10 protein-coding genes are annotated in these 14,029 nt (G+C 63.5%); 5 read left to right on the forward strand and 5 right to left on the reverse strand.

Going from position 1 to position 14,029, the window contains the following annotated elements:
• Window positions 1-145: 145 nt before the first annotated feature.
• The 4 genes from rpmA to AC3QL3_RS15135 all read right to left on the reverse strand — a co-directional run bounded on the left by rpmA (window position 146) and on the right by AC3QL3_RS15135 (window position 4,459).
• A complete protein-coding gene (rpmA, locus tag AC3QL3_RS15120; RefSeq protein ID WP_492894927.1) occupies window positions 146-403 on the reverse strand; it encodes a 50S ribosomal protein L27 in 258 nt (85 codons plus the stop codon).
• A gap of 11 nt (window positions 404-414) precedes the next feature.
• Window positions 415-735, reverse strand: a complete 321-nt coding sequence (gene rplU, locus AC3QL3_RS15125; RefSeq protein WP_492894928.1) for a 50S ribosomal protein L21 — start codon at window positions 733-735, stop codon at window positions 415-417.
• 238 nt (window positions 736-973) lie between these two features.
• Complete coding sequence (locus tag AC3QL3_RS15130; protein ID WP_492894929.1) at window positions 974-2,617, reverse strand: hypothetical protein; 1,644 nt, start codon at window positions 2,615-2,617, stop codon at window positions 974-976.
• A gap of 180 nt (window positions 2,618-2,797) precedes the next feature.
• Entirely contained in the window at window positions 2,798-4,459 is a 1,662-nt protein-coding gene (locus tag AC3QL3_RS15135; RefSeq protein WP_492894930.1) for a trypsin-like serine peptidase, read from the reverse strand.
• A gap of 110 nt (window positions 4,460-4,569) precedes the next feature.
• Here AC3QL3_RS15135 and uvrA point away from each other — a divergent pair, with 110 nt between their 5' ends.
• Complete coding sequence (uvrA, locus tag AC3QL3_RS15140; RefSeq protein WP_492894931.1) at window positions 4,570-7,440, forward strand: excinuclease ABC subunit UvrA; 2,871 nt, start codon at window positions 4,570-4,572, stop codon at window positions 7,438-7,440.
• Complete coding sequence (locus AC3QL3_RS15145; protein ID WP_492894932.1) at window positions 7,437-7,925, forward strand: acyl-CoA thioesterase; 489 nt, start codon at window positions 7,437-7,439, stop codon at window positions 7,923-7,925. The genes uvrA and AC3QL3_RS15145 overlap by 4 nt, the downstream gene beginning before the upstream one ends.
• Window positions 7,926-7,938: 13 nt before the next feature.
• Here AC3QL3_RS15145 and AC3QL3_RS15150 read toward each other — a convergent pair whose 3' ends face one another.
• Window positions 7,939-8,412, reverse strand: coding sequence for a copper chaperone PCu(A)C (locus AC3QL3_RS15150; protein WP_492894933.1), 474 nt, complete (start codon window positions 8,410-8,412; stop codon window positions 7,939-7,941).
• Between the two features lie 61 nt (window positions 8,413-8,473).
• On the opposite strand from AC3QL3_RS15150, the gene AC3QL3_RS15155 reads away from it, so the two are divergent.
• From AC3QL3_RS15155 to AC3QL3_RS15165, 3 genes are all read left to right on the forward strand, one after another.
• Window positions 8,474-9,898: a DUF4139 domain-containing protein gene (locus tag AC3QL3_RS15155; protein ID WP_492894934.1), complete on the forward strand. Its 1,425-nt coding sequence runs from the start codon at window positions 8,474-8,476 to the stop codon at window positions 9,896-9,898.
• Between the two features lie 66 nt (window positions 9,899-9,964).
• Window positions 9,965-10,735, forward strand: coding sequence for an enoyl-CoA hydratase/isomerase family protein (locus tag AC3QL3_RS15160; RefSeq protein WP_492894935.1), 771 nt, complete (start codon window positions 9,965-9,967; stop codon window positions 10,733-10,735).
• Between the two features lie 1,218 nt (window positions 10,736-11,953).
• Window positions 11,954-14,002, forward strand: coding sequence for a Kelch repeat-containing protein (locus tag AC3QL3_RS15165; RefSeq protein WP_492894936.1), 2,049 nt, complete (start codon window positions 11,954-11,956; stop codon window positions 14,000-14,002).
• The last annotated feature ends 27 nt before the right edge of the window (window positions 14,003-14,029 follow it).

Genomic DNA, 14,029 nt, shown 5'->3' on the forward strand with positions numbered 1-14,029 from the left:
ATGTTTGCGCTAGACGGTGTCCGCATCGAGGCGAAATTCTGCTTTCGCCGTTGCGAATCCCCGATCCCAAATCCCCAATCCCGGCCTCCTCAAACGAAAAGCCCCGCCAGAAGCGGGGCCTTCGCGATCTTTCGGCGTTTGTGGATCAGCCCGAAACGACGCTGACCGTCTTGCGCGCGAGCGGACCCTTGGCCTTGAACTCGACCGTGCCGTCGACCAGGGCGAACAGCGTGTGGTCGCGGCCGAGGCCGACGCCCTTGCCCGGGTGGAAGCGCGTGCCGCGCTGACGCACGATGATGTTGCCGGCTTCGACAGCCTGACCGCCGAACACCTTGACGCCGAGATACTTCGGGTTCGAATCGCGACCGTTGCGGGTTGAGCCGCCTGCCTTCTTATGTGCCATTGCCGTGCTCCTTACTTGCCCGCGCCGGCGATGCCGACGATCTCGATTTCGGTGTAGTGCTGACGATGTCCCGTCTCTTTGCGGTAGTGCTTGCGGCGACGGAACTTGACGATGCGGATCTTATCCGCGCGGCCGTGCTTGACGACCTTGGCCGTGACCAGCGCTCCGGCGATGGTGGGCGCGCCGACGGTGACGCCGTCGCCTTCTCCGACCAAAAGAACCTGATCCAGCTTGATCTCGGCGCCGATATCGGCGGCGAGCTTCTCCACGCGCAGGGTCTCGCCCTGCGCCACGCGGTACTGACGACCGCCGGTGACGATGATTGCGTACATGAAACGGTGCCTTCTGTAGTTATTCTGGGAACGACCCCGCGACCGATCAGGCCGCAGAGAACTGCGAATTCTAGGCGAGCCGGCACACAAAATCAACGCCGGCTTGGACTTAGCGGGCGTGACTTGGCGCAAGCCAACGCGTCGAAAACGCGCCCGCCTGAGCGGGCGTCCGATCTTCGGTCACGCCGCAGGACACGGCGATCCGGGGAAAATTCCTTTCTCGACATCCAGTTAGCGACTATGGAGACTCGAAGCCGCCGGTGAAGATGCGATCGTAAAGGTAACGCCGCACGCTAGCGAAGCTCGAACGGAATGCGCCGTCGGCAGTCGAGGTCGCATTCGGATCGCACTGGTTCAACGGCTCCTGCGCGCCGACCGCACCGGTCAGCTGGCCGACGAACACGTAAGAACCGTCGCTCCCGCGCAGCAAGGCCGGGCCGCCGCTGCTGCCGCCGGCGGTGGCGCCGGCCCAGTCGTCGCTGGAGGAAGCCAGGGCTGAGTACAGGAAGGTCGGCTCGGGCCAGGGCGTAGCCACCGGCACGCTGGAATTGTCGTGTCGCGCGCGACGGAAGCTGAAGGCGAGCGGCGAGCCGGCCGGGTGTCCCATGTGCGCGATCACGCCCGTCTCCGGAACCAGCGCCGTCGTCCAACCGAGCAGACGCGCACCGCCGGCCGGAAAACCGGGCAGCCGCACGAAGGTGAAGTCGGCATAGGTCGGCCACGCGCCGGTCGCCAGCAAGGTCGAGCCGTTGACGCGCGGCACCTCGCCCAAGCTGGGGCAGGTACCGTTGCAGGCGGCCGTGCGGTATTTGAAAAACGCCTCGAGCGAGCTGGCCGACGCCTGCGTGGAGAAGCAATGGTTGGCCGTCATGAAGTACGGCTGCTGCGGCGCGTTGCCGGTCTGCGCCAGGAACGAGCCGGTGCAGATGTAGCTGGTGCCGCCTTCGATGAATTGCAGATGCGCGATCGCATCCGAAGGCGCAGCCAAGCCGGCGTTGGCGTCGATCCAGCAAACGCCGTTCTGCGTGCAGTCGGGGACCGGTGCACCGCAGTAATCGATGTTGTCCGGCATCGGCCCGACGGCGTAGCGCTCGCGTATGCGGTCTTGCACGGCGCCTGCGCGCGCGCCCAGATGCATCACGCGCGCGAGCGTGAAGCGGCTTGCCACCAATGCAGCGGAATCGCGTGCACGCACATGCACGCGCGCGGTGTCGCCGAACAGCGACGGGCTCCAGAACTGACCGCTGGCGTCGGGTCCGTTCTGCAGATACGGACCCCACACTTGACCGTCCTCGTTGTAGACGTAGAGCTCGACGCCCGGCGCAAGCGAAAGATCGGTGAACTCGATGCGCAAAGCTTTCGCGTCGACCGAGCTCAAGGCCGTCTCCCACACCAGAACACCCTGCGGCGTACGCCCCACCCTGCCCTCGTGCAAAGCGGCTCCGCCTTGCGTCAACGCGGCTGCATTGACGCCTGCGAACTCGATGGCACGAGCGAGATCGATCGCACTACCAACCTTGGGCCGCGAGACGTCGATCGCGTCTTGCTCGATTTCGGCGCGCTGCGCCGCCGACAACTGCAGATGTGCCGGCATCGGTACGGTGACCGCCGAGCGCTCGCTCAAGATACGCTCGAACGATGCGCGTTCCTGCGCGCGCGCAAGCCCTTCGCCGTCGACGGCTTGATCCGGACTGGCGCTGCCTGCCAGCGTCGTGCCGTCCTGCGGATCGAAAACGGGCGCGGTCGCCAGCGCGGCGAGACTTGGCGGCGCTCCGGCAGGACATGCCGCCGGCCCGAGCGCGCCTGCACTCGAAGCTATTGCAAAAACGGGTGACAACACGAGCGCCGCGGCGAGCACGGAGCGGCGAACGATACGAGACATGCAATCTCCTCCCTGGACATGTTTGCGGCACGCGCATGCGTGCCGCGACGATCAAACTAGGCATCCGCCCACAATCGCACCTGAACGTCATTCGGCGATTCGCGGCGAAGAAATGATTAATTTACTTGTGCAAAACGAACGCCGGCCGCGAGCGGCCGCATCGTTGATGAACGAAGCCGCTCAGTCGAAGCCGTCGGCGTAGATGCGATCGACCAGGAAGCGCTTCAGATAAGGGAATGAGGCGCGGAACGAACCGTCGAGGGTCGCGTCCGTGTTCGCGTCGCAGACATCGCCGGTGTTGGGGCAATGCCCGAGCAACTGGCCGACGACGCGGACGTCGGACGCGTCGTCCAACAACACCAAAGCGGCAGCGCCGCTGCTGCCCGAGCCGACCGCACCGGATGCATCGCTGGTCTGCGCAGAAAGACCCGAGTACAGGAAGTTCGGCTCCGGCGCCCCTTCGCAATGCGGCAGGTTGGGGTTGTTCACGCGCGCGCGGCGATGGCTGTAGGCCAACGGCGCGCCATTGGGATGGCTCAGGTGCAACAGATACCAGCCACTCAACACCGACTCCGAGCTCCAGCCCAGCCGCACCAGACCCGCGCCGACCGGCAACGGCGAGAGCTGCAGCAGCGAGAAGTCGGAGTAGGTCGGCAAGGCGCCGGTGGTCAGCAGCGTGGCGCCGTCGACTTCGACCAGGCTCCAGCTGCACGCGCCGTTGCAGGCCGCTGTGTGATAGCGGAAGTACGCTTCCATATTGGCGGCGCTGGTCGGATTGTCGACGCAATGATTGGCCGTCAAGAGATAGGGCGGACGTCCCGCTGCGTTGCCGGCGCCAGCCTCGGTTCCTTCGAACGTGGTGTTGAGCAGGGTGCCGGTGCAGATGAAGGCGTCGTCGCCGTCGGGAAATTGCAGATGCGCGATCGCGTTGGTTGCGTTCTCAAGGCCTTCGTTGGTTTGCAGCGCGCACATGCCGTCGACCGTGCAGCTGGCCACGATCGTGCCGCAGAAGCCGCCGTTCGGCTCCGGACCTACCGAATAGTTCTGCCGTACCGCGTCGGCGATGCGATAGCGCGAACCGAAATGCATCGCCTGCGCGAGATCGAAACGGCTGGCGCGCAACGCGGCCGGATCGGGCGCGCGCAGATGCACGCGCACGCGTTCGCCGAACACCGAATGGCTCCAGAAATCGCCGCTGCCATCCGGCCCTTTGCCGGTGTACGGCCCGGCCACGCGGCCGGCTTCGTTGTAGACGTACAGCTCGACGCCCGTCGCCAGCTCGACTCCGCGAAAACGCAGCCGCAGGGCGCTGGCTTGCTCCGACGCGACTTCGGCTTCCCACACCGTCTCGGACGAGTCGACACGCAAGATGCCGCCGGCGAAGGCGAACTCGCCGCGCATGTCTGCGGGCGTTTCTAGACGTGAAAAGTCGATCGGCGCATCGATGGGCAACGCGGTGCCCACGCGCAAACGGTTGCCGCTCTCTTCGTGCTCGATCGCCTCACGCTGGCGTGGCGTGATCGCCACCTCGAACGCCGCTTGCGTAGATAAGGCCGGGCGCGTCGCGAGAAGTCGCTCGAACGTCTGCCGCTCGGCTTCGCGGCGCGCCGCCGCGGCTTGCGCGTCATAGGGGCCGGTGCTTTCCGACGCCAGCTCGACACCGTCGCCGCGCCGCATCTCGCGCGTGACGGCGGCCGCCGCGAGTCCGCTCGCCAGCGACTGCGGCGAGGCCAGCGGGCAGGTCGGCCCCGCATCCGCCTGACCGGCTAAAACCCAAGGCGCATACAGCAGCGCAACAGCAGCCCAGGCAGCGAGGCGGCGGAGGTACGCGGTCTTCGGCATCGATCTTCCCCTGAGCAGATTCGTCCCGCGTGAACGCAGGAACTCAACTTCGAATCTTCGCGGAGTTCGCACGGTTGTTATAGTTAGGGTTTCCCCCATGTTCCGGCGGCATGGACACGATTCGCATCCGCGGCGCACGCACGCACAATCTCAAGAACATCGACCTCGATCTGCCGCGCGACAAGCTGATCGTGATCACCGGCCTTTCCGGCTCGGGCAAATCCTCGTTGGCTTTCGACACGATCTACGCCGAAGGCCAGCGTCGCTATGTCGAATCGCTGTCGGCCTATGCGCGGCAGTTCCTGTCGATCATGGAAAAGCCCGACGTCGATCACATCGAAGGCTTGTCGCCGGCGATCTCGATCGAGCAGAAGTCGACCTCGCACAATCCGCGCTCGACCGTCGGCACCATCACCGAGGTGTACGACTACCTGCGCCTGCTGTTCGCGCGCGTCGGCACGCCGCGCTGCCCGGACCATGGCATTCCGCTCGAGGCGCAGACGGTCAGTCAGATGGTCGATGCCGCGCTCGCGCTCGATGCAGACAAGCGCTGGGCGCTGCTCGCGCCGGTGGTGCGCGAACGCAAGGGCGAGCACGTGCAGGTGTTCGAGCAGCTGCGCGCGCAGGGCTTCGTGCGTGCACGCGTCGACGGCATCGTGCACGAACTCGATGCGGTGCCGCCGCTGACCTTGCGGCAAAAGCACACGATCGAAGTCGTGATCGACCGCTTCCGTCCGCGCGAGGACATCAAGCAGCGTCTAGCCGAATCGTTCGAGACGGCGCTGCGCCTGGGCGAAGGCATTGCGCTCCTGGTCGATCACGACGATCCGAAAGCGGCCGAGATCACCTTCTCCTCGCGCTTCTCCTGCCCGATCTGCGACTACTCGCTGCCCGAACTCGAGCCGCGTTTGTTCTCGTTCAATTCGCCGATCGGCGCCTGTCCCGGCTGCGATGGCCTTGGCGTGACGCAGTTCTTCGATCCCGCGCGCGTGGTCGTGCATCCGCAGCTGAGCCTCGCCGCCGGCGCGATCCGCAGCTGGGACCGGCGCAATCCGTACTACTTCCAGCTGATCCAGTCGCTGGCCAAGCACTACAAGTTCGACGTCGACACCCCCTGGCACGACCTGCCCGAGGCGACGCGCCATCACGTCCTGTTCGGCTCCGGCGACGAAGCGATCGCATTCCGCTACACGCCCGGCAACGCCAGCGGCACGGTCACGCGCAAGCACTCGTTCGAAGGCATCGTGCACAACCTCGAACGCCGCTACCGCGAGACCGAATCGCCGGCGGTGCGCGAGGAGCTGTCCAAGTTCATCTCCTCGCGCCCCTGCCCCGACTGCGGCGGCCAACGCCTCAACCGCAGCGCGCGCAACGTGTTCGTCGGCGATCGCAACCTGCCGGTGCTGACCGCGCTGCCGATCGAGCAGTGCCTGGCCTTCTTCAAAACGCTAACGCTATCGGGCTGGCGCGGCGAGATCGCGGTGAAGATCGTCAAGGAGATTCGCGAGCGCCTGCACTTCCTGGTCGACGTCGGTCTCGACTACCTCACGCTCGACCGCCAGGCCGACTCGCTCTCGGGCGGCGAGGCGCAGCGTATCCGGCTCGCCTCGCAAATCGGTGCCGGCCTGGTCGGTGTGATGTATGTGCTGGACGAACCGTCGATCGGCTTGCACCAGCGCGACAACGAACGCTTGCTCGGCACGCTCAATCGCCTGCGTGATCTCGGCAATACGGTGATCGTGGTCGAACACGACGAGGATGCGATCCGCCTGGCCGATCACGTCGTCGACATCGGCCCCGGCGCCGGTGTGCACGGCGGCGAAGTCGTCGCGCAGGGCAAGCTCGAAGCGATCCTCAAATCCAAGCGTTCGCTGACCGGCCAGTATCTTTCCGGCGCGCGCCGCATCGAGATACCCAAGCAGCGCCGCCGGCCCGATCCGGAAAAGATGCTGAAGATCCTCGGCGCCAGCGGCAACAATCTGAAGAATGTCGACCTCGAAATTCCGGCCGGCCTATTCACCTGCGTGACCGGCGTGTCCGGTTCGGGCAAGTCGACCCTGATCAACGACACGCTCTACCGCCACACCGCGGCCGAGCTCAACGGTGCCAACGAGAAGCCGGCACCGTTCCGCGCGATCGAAGGGCTCGACTTGTTCGACAAAGTGGTGGACATCGACCAATCGCCGATCGGTCGTACGCCGCGCTCCAATCCAGCCACTTACACAGGCTTGTTCACGCCGCTGCGCGAACTGTTCGCGCAGGTGCCGGAGGCGCGTTCGCGCGGCTACGGCCCGGGTCGCTTCAGCTTCAACGTCAAGGGCGGCCGCTGCGAGGCGTGCGAGGGCGACGGCCTGATCAAGGTCGAGATGCACTTCCTGCCCGACGTCTACGTGCCTTGCGACGTCTGCCACGGCAAGCGCTACAACCGCGAGACGCTGGAAGTCACCTACAAAGGCCACACCATCGCCGACGTGCTCAACATGACGGTCGAAGACGCGTTCAAGTTGTTCGAGCCGGTGCCGGTGTTGGCGCGCAAGCTCGAAACGCTGATGCACGTCGGCCTGACCTACATCAAGCTCGGCCAGAGCGCGACCACGCTGTCGGGCGGCGAGGCGCAGCGCGTGAAGCTGTCGCGCGAGCTGAGCAAGCGCGACACCGGCCGCACGCTGTACATCCTCGACGAGCCGACCACCGGCCTGCACTTCCACGACATCGAGCAACTCTTGAAGGTCTTGCATCGCCTGTCCGAGGACGGCAATACCGTGGTCGTGATCGAGCACAATCTGGACGTGATCAAGACCGCCGACTGGATCGTCGACCTCGGCCCCGACGGCGGCGAGCGCGGCGGCACCATCCTCGCCACCGGCACGCCGGAACAGATCGCGAAGACGCCCGGCTCCCACACCGGCCATTTCCTCGCGCGCAGCCTCGGCATCCAAACGCCCAAGCCGCGCGCGCGCAATCGCAAGGAAGCCGCTTGAGCAAACCACGCTCTTCCCGTTCCGCCGGCGACGAGCCGGCGGCGAACCCGCAAGCGCCAGCCGACGCCTGGACGCCGATGGCGAGCGTGCCGCTGGCCGTGCGCTGGGGCGATCTCGACGCCTTCAATCACGTCAACAACGCCGCCTTCCTCGTCTACGTGCAGGAGGCGCGCCTGGTCTGGCTGGCCGCGATCGACGGCACCTGGTTCGACGAGACGATGATGCCGGTGGTCGCCGCAGCGACGATGAACTATCGCCGGCAGCTCACTTGGCCCGCGAATATCGTGATCGAACTGGTGCCGACACGAGTCGGCAATTCCTCGGTCACCATCGCCCACCGCATCGTCGCCGCCGACGAACGCGACTGCGTCTACGCCGACGGTGACGTCGTGATGGTCTGGGTCGATCCGTCCAGCGGCCGTTCGGTGCCGCTACCCGCCGCGATCCGCTCGGCTTGTGCGCCGAACGGCGGCGAGGACACCTGAGCGTCGGCGCGAATCAGGGGTGATGGTGCGCGGGCGCAGTGTCGCCGTCCGCATCGGCATTGGGCACGATCTCGAACGACGCCGGCACGCGCGCACCGTCGCCGAGCAGGAAGCGCACCTCGACCTTGTCGCCGGCATGCACCTCGCTGCGCGGCTGCATCAGCATCAGATGCTTGCCGCCCGGTTCGAGCGCGACGCTCGCGCCCGGCGCGAGATCGAGACGATGCAGCTCGCGCATGCGCGAAACACCGTCGGCGACCGCGGTCTCGTGCAGCGAAGCCGAGCGAAACGCATCGGTCTGCACGGTCAGCACGCTGATCGGCGCGTCGCCGGCATTCTTCAGCTTGGCGTAGCCGGCCAGCATCGCCGCTCCCGGCGGCGCCTCGCGAATCCACGCATCGGTCACCACGAGCTTGCCGTCGGCGTGCGCGAGGCTCGCCGCCGCGGCCAGTGAAACGGCGGCAAAACAGATCGACAATCGGCGCATGGCATCCTCCGGGTGCATCGCTATGATAGTCGCAACCTTTCTCCGCAACTGGAATGCGACCATGCGTCACTCCCTGCTCACTCTCGCCATGACCGCCATCGCCAGTACCGCCGCCGCAGCCGATCCCGCCCTGACCATCTACCGCAGCGACGGCGACGCGCTGTTCGACGCCGGCCGCTCGCCGGTCGCCGACGGCCACGCGATCGTGCACGAGCAGCGCACGCTGCAGCTCAGCGGCGGTCGTCAGACCGTCGTCGTCGGCGGACTGCCGGCGATGCTGGACACCGAAGCCGTGGCGATCGATCTCGGCGGCGCCGGTCGCGTGCTGGCGCAACGCGTGCTCTCGGCCGGCGACGGCGGCGCGCTGGCAGCGCATCGCGGCGAGCGCGTGCGCGTATCCGGCGCCGACGGCCGCAGCATCGCCGAAGGCGTCTTGGTCGCACTCGACAACGGCAACCTCGGCGTGCGCGGCGACGACGGCCAAGTGCGCTACGTGCGCGACTATGCCGCCGTGCAATTCCCGGACAGCTCCGGCCTGCCCGGCAGCACCTTGCAGGTCGCCCTCGACGGCAAGGCCGGCGCGGCGCCGGCGACGCTGACCTATCCGACCAGCGGCCTCGGCTGGCGTGCGGCGTATTCCGCGTTGCTGCTGGAAGGCGAGTGCAAGCTGCGCCTCGACGCGCTCGCCAGCATCGCCAACCGCAGCGGCCGCGATTTCCCTGCCGCGAAACTGAAACTCGTCGCCGGCGCGCCGAACTTCGCCAAGGGCGGCGGTCCGCGCCCGATGTACATGGCCAAGTCGATGGCCGCCGCCGATGCGCCCGAGGCGATGCCGGAGCAATCCGCGCTCGGCGACTACCGCAGCTACGCGATCGACGGCCAGCTCGACCTGCCCGACGCGAGCGTGACCCAGGTGCCGCTGTACAGCAGCCGCGAACTCGCCTGCGAACGCCGTTGGGTGCTGGAAAGCGGCGGCGCCTGGTTCGCGCCCAAACCGTTGTTGCAGCCCGATGCGCTCGGCGACGGCGGTGGCGGCCCGGTGCTCAGCCAACTGCGCTTCACCGCCGCGGAAAATCTGCCGAGCGGCAACCTGCGCGTGCTGACGCGCGACAAGGACGGCCGCAACGAGCTGCTCGGCGAGAATCGCATCGGCGACATCGCCAAGGGTCGCGAGGTGAATGTCGGCCTCGGCGTCGCGTTCGATCTTTCCGCGGCGCGCGAACGCACGGCGTTCAGCGTCGACCGCGGCGCGCATGAAATGAACGAAGCGTTCCGCATCACGTTGACCAATTCCGGCGACAGCGCACGCGCGGTGACCGTACGCGAGCATCCGAACCGCTGGCGCGCGTGGAGCCTGGCGTCCTCGAGCCAGAAACCGGACAGGCAGACGCCGGACGCATTGGAATTCCGCGTCAACGTGCCTGCCGGCGGCAAAGCCACGCTCGACTACGCCGTCCGCTACAACTGGTCGGCCGCCGAAGAGTAACCCCCAACTCCACCGCCACCCGCTTCGCCCAATCCCGAATCTCCAATCCCCAATCCCGGCCCTCCCATGCTCGACTCGATCCACCACGACGACATCCTCGAACTGCGCTTGGCGCGGCCGCCGGTCAACGCCTTCGACCATCACCTGAGCCGCGCGCTGCGAGAAGCGATCGAAGCGGCGCCGGACAACGGCGCGCGCGGCATCGTGCTGTCCGGACGACCCGGCATGTTCAGCGCCGGCCTCGACGTCGCCGTCGTGCTCGAGCTCGATCGCAACGGACGGTTGGGCGATCTCTGGCGCGAATACTCCGGCCTGTGCCGCGCGATCGCCGCTTCGAAGATTCCGGTCGCGGTCGCGATCGGCGGCCACGCTCCGGCCGGCGGCGCGGTGCTGGCCACGTTCTGCGACTACCGCGTCATGGCGCGCTCGATCGATCCGGCCAAGCCGTTCCGCATCGGCCTCAACGAAACCCAGGTCGGGCTGTCGATCCCACCCGAAGTGCAGACCGGCTTGCGGCGCCTGATCGGTGCGCATCGCGCCGAACGGCTGATGGTTGCCGGCGCGATGATCGATCCGGAAGAAGCGTTGCGCATCGGCTTCGTCGACGAATTGGCCGACGCCGACAACGTTCTCGCACGCGCGTTGAGCTGGATGCGTGCGCTGCTCGCGCTGCCGCGTCATGCGATGACGACGACACGGGCGTTGGCGCGCGCGGATTTGGTCGCGGCGTTCGACGCCGCTTATCGCACCGACACCGATGCGTTCGTGCGCGAGTGGTTCGGTAACGAATCGCGCGTAACCTTAACGGCGGTACTGGCTAAGCTGAAGGCCAAATAGTCTCTGCACAGCATCGCAGAATCGCGTTTCGATATTCTCTTGTCGTTGCCTAAAACATGGAGGGACTTTCTTGTGCGCAGCAAACATACGCGATGGGCGTTTCCAGCACTTGCGCTTTCGATGCTCGCTTTTTCCTCGACATCGTACGGCTACGATCCACTCGACTGGGTCGACGCATGCAACGTAACGGACCCGAAGATACTTTCCCTCCTGGAATCCGAAGTAGCGTTAGTTCAAATTGGAAATGATCCTGGGCAAATCCATGAAAAGCCGGACGGAAACTATCAAATAAATACTATTCCATATACTTATTTTTCCAAGTGCAGCGACGGAACTCCGCAATGCCAAACGCCACTCGAGCAAAACAGTATATTCTACTCAAAACCCATGGCAACCGGGAGGTCCGGATCCCTAATAGGGCCTGATCTTGTGCTAACAGCGTCGCATGTTAACCCGTTTCCTTACGGAATATATAAGGTAGTAACGGGGCTGCGCTCAAAAAAAGTAAACGGAATCTGCACAGAGCCTGATTGGGGAAACATACCAGCATCGAACGTATTTACCCCAGATCAATCTAGACCTACAATTAATACAGCTATCAGAGGCGAATATAAACCAGATTACTTCGCCTTCTATCTAACTCGTCCGACCGGAAAACCTTATCTCCGTATACGCAGGACCGGAAGCCCATATCCGGGAAATCGAGCCGTGGAGATCAATCATCCGGAGAGGCTTTCGGTCAAAATAACGACAAATGCACAATTATTTGGCACTGGATACGATAGCCATGGATGGTACGGTCCATTGATCAATGGCGGGCACGCCTTAGATGGGTCGTCAGGGGGCATGATATATAACTATGACTATGATTATATAGAAGCAGTTACCGCGTGGAACACGGGATGCGTTAGTTACGAAAGAAGCATCATCCCTTCGCGAGCAATTTTGTCGTGCCCAGATACACCCTACACGACAAACGGGCCAATCTCCGACGTCGCCGACTTATATAGCTTCCCATACTATTCGCTCGTTGCGTCGCCTCAAGGCGACATCACGCACGCCCTTCCTTCGATTCCCCAAGGCGTCACAACGCCCTACACTGTAAAAGCTCCTCCATCGAGCGTCTCCACTTCACCTACATCCTGGTCGATCACCGCGCCTTCCAGCAGTCCAGGAATTTCTCAATTCAGCATCACCCCATCCGCAACGAGCGGGTCCTTGGCGCCCGGCGCTGCATATTCCTTTTCCGCGAACTTCCAGACGACGGGGCAATGCGGGACTTACGATCAACACATCAAAGTAACGGACGTAACCCGCGGGGTTGTCGAGACCCTCACACATCACTTCGAAGTTGGCCTGACGGAATTTACCGCCGCGCCTTCGGATGGCTTCTACGCCACCAAGATGCTACCTACATTTTCCTCGTTCTCGAAAACTTACCGACTGGAGAATCCTCGGCCAACCGCGTCGTCAATTCAAATAAAATTTCCTCCGTGGATTAGAGCGGTCGTCACCCAAGGTAGCGCAACGACAACCCCACAAAGCTCTCCGTTGACGATTTCATTGACACAGAAAGGAGTGACCGGCGACTCGGCGGAAATCTCTCTTTCGATTCATGAACAGGCCGCCGGCGCTCTGCCTCGCGAAACGACAAATTGGGGTAGTTTGACATTTACAAACTTGGCCACTTCTTGCAAGGCGACCGCGGAATTGAGCCGTGAAATTTCTCTGACTCCGGGCAAGCAAGAATATCCGCGCGTTTTATCTGGATTCCCGTTATTGCCGAGCCCGACCGCGGGAAATGCGTACGGCGCGCCATTGGTCGATTCAATCCAATTGACCGATAACTTCATCGTCGATCGCATTCAAGTTGGTGTAGGGTTGAATAATTTTCCAAATATAAAAGCTCGAGAAGACCTTGCCAATATCAAGGTAGTTCTGAAATCACCACAGAACGTCTCTTATCTTCTTTGGGATAGCACGCGTATTCCGAATGGATTTTGGCTGTCGATGGAAAATCCTTCAGGTCTCGACGGCAACGCCGTGGCCATATTGCAGACCAACGACACGAATGCATTTCCAATTACCGGCAATGTTCTGGGGGCATTGGCTGGCGCCAATGCACAAGGGACATGGACGATCAACGTTTCAGGAAATCAGAACGCGTCGTCATCTTTCGCATACTGGAGGCTGGCGTTTTGGGGACATGCACCAAACGCGGATTGTAATGCGTCATGCATGAGCGGCCGCACATGGGAGAGTCGCAAGCGCATCAACGCGTTCCCAAGAGTGAGGCATTCAGCAACTCTCCTCCCCGACGGCCGTGTTCTGGTTACCGGCGGACTCAATAATGCGACAAATCTCACAACCTCCGACACGGAGACGTACGATCCGGCCACGAACGTCTGGACGAACCAGCCTCCGTCTGCGGCCAAGCGTGCCGATCATATTGCGGTAATGATGCCGACCGGGGATGTGCTCGTGACTGGAGGCGCTGCGTCTCCGTCCAGCCTGGATAAAAGCGCTGAGCTCTACAATCCCATAGAGAACAAGTGGAGGATGGCCTCTCCGCTCAATGATGTGCATTCAGGTGCATCGGGAACGCTATTGCACTCCGGGAAAGTTCTCATTGTGGGCTACAACAACGTAACCCATGGAAACAGCGCGGAGATCTATGATCCTTACACCGACGCCTGGAGCTCTACGGGAACTCCGCAGTATCGCCGCGAGCTGCATTCGGCCGTGCTCCTGCCAAACGGCAAAGTTCTCGTGACGGGAGGAAGGTACAACTCGACCCCTTTGGCGACCGCCGAGATATTCGACCCGGCGACGTCGACTTGGTCGAATGCGGCCCCAATGGCAGTGGCGCGGTACGGCCACACTACGACGCTCATTCCCGGGTCGGGGAAAGTAATCGCCGTTGGAGGATATGGGCTGAGTGGAAATTCGAACAGCGTCGAAATCTATGACCCCGTCACGAACAGCTGGGCGTCTACGGCTAGCCTCTCTACCGCACGCTCCTTCCACTCCAGCGTCTTGCTTCCTAGCGGAAAGCTGCTAGTCGCTGGCGGCGGGACCGGAAGTTCCTCGGACGCAACGGCTAGCGTGGAGTTCTACGATCCGACCGTCGGTACCTGGAGTTCGGTCGCCAGCTTGCTAGCGGCACGCAGCGGGGCTACCGCGACTTTACTGGAGAGTGGAAATGTCTTGATGGTGAACGGCGTCGGAAGCGGAGGTGCACCAATCTCATCGGTGGAACGTTACTGAGCGAGCTATTACGGGAGGACTCTGCTT

It is taken from the genome of Dokdonella sp. GW821-FHT11D02 (assembly GCF_058808595.1).

Coding starts and splice junctions, on each gene's coding strand:
- AC3QL3_RS15135 (WP_492894930.1), bottom strand. CDS start 4,459: ATGCCGAAGACCGCGTACCTCCGCCGCCTCGCTGCCTGGGCTGCTGTT.
- AC3QL3_RS15160 (WP_492894935.1), top strand. CDS start 9,965: ATGCTCGACTCGATCCACCACGACGACATCCTCGAACTGCGCTTGGCG.
- AC3QL3_RS15155 (WP_492894934.1), top strand. CDS start 8,474: ATGCGTCACTCCCTGCTCACTCTCGCCATGACCGCCATCGCCAGTACC.
- rplU (WP_492894928.1), bottom strand. CDS start 735: ATGTACGCAATCATCGTCACCGGCGGTCGTCAGTACCGCGTGGCGCAG.
- AC3QL3_RS15130 (WP_492894929.1), bottom strand. CDS start 2,617: ATGTCTCGTATCGTTCGCCGCTCCGTGCTCGCCGCGGCGCTCGTGTTG.
- AC3QL3_RS15150 (WP_492894933.1), bottom strand. CDS start 8,412: ATGCGCCGATTGTCGATCTGTTTTGCCGCCGTTTCACTGGCCGCGGCG.
- uvrA (WP_492894931.1), top strand. CDS start 4,570: ATGGACACGATTCGCATCCGCGGCGCACGCACGCACAATCTCAAGAAC.
- rpmA (WP_492894927.1), bottom strand. CDS start 403: ATGGCACATAAGAAGGCAGGCGGCTCAACCCGCAACGGTCGCGATTCG.